General features: G+C 63.0%; 1 protein-coding gene. It reads right to left on the reverse strand.

The window, feature by feature from the left end; all coding sequences use genetic code 11:
* Positions 1-852: transporter substrate-binding domain-containing protein (locus ASU03_RS19005; protein ID WP_157465989.1), on the reverse strand; the 852-nt coding region annotated here is incomplete at both ends.

Consider the following 852-nt stretch of genomic DNA (forward strand, 5'->3'; position numbering starts at 1 on the left):
CTCAACTGCGCCACCGGCATTGCTTCAAGGGCCTTGTTCAAAATACTCAGCAGCTCGGGATGGTCCTTGCGTACCGACAGGCTGTCGCTGGACCACTTGCCATCGACGCTGCGACCGGCGCGTAACTCATCGGCCGGATAACTCTGCACCTCCACTTCACTCTGGATAGTCGCTGCCGCATCACCCCGGGCCACCAGGGCGCGGGCCTCGGTGTAGTTGGGCACCAACCGCAGCCGGATCCCGGGGTATTCGCGACGGATATACGCTTGCAGCACATGCCGCGCCGGCAGCGCCAATACCTCGCCCGTCAGTTGGCTAAGGCTGGTCAGCGGCGGCGCATCCAGACGTTCGACAAACACCCAGCCGGCACCGCCAAACCCATGGCTGAAATCGAGAAAGCGCCGACGCTCGGTGTTTTCCACCAGGGTGGTACTCATGTCTGCGCCGCCCGTTTCCAGGAGTGCGAGGTTTTGCGCGGTGGAAAACACTTCCTCCATGACGAACTGCAAACCGGTCATGCGCGAGAGACGGTTGAGCAAATCGACGTTCAATCCGACCCAGCGGCCATCCTTGTCCTTGAACACATAGGGCGAGTATTGCTGGGACGCCACCACGACTGGGGGAGGTGGCAGTACCCAGGCCTGCTCGGCTGCCGATAAGGGGAGGCGTTCGCCGGCAACGTCAACCCCAAGGCCGGTGGTCCAGCGGGCCAGGATCTCGCGGCGCACCGAGTCATCGATGCTCTGCAGCGCGCGGTCCATCATCTGGCCCAGCAAGGGGTCGGCCTGGCGCGTGGCAAAGGCAAAGCCAATTGGCGCCAGGCGGCTTTGCTCCTTGATCTGCATGCTCAGG

Source organism: Colwellia sp. TT2012, from assembly GCF_001440345.1.
In the GTDB taxonomy this organism is placed as follows: Bacteria; Pseudomonadota; Gammaproteobacteria; order Enterobacterales; family Alteromonadaceae; genus Colwellia.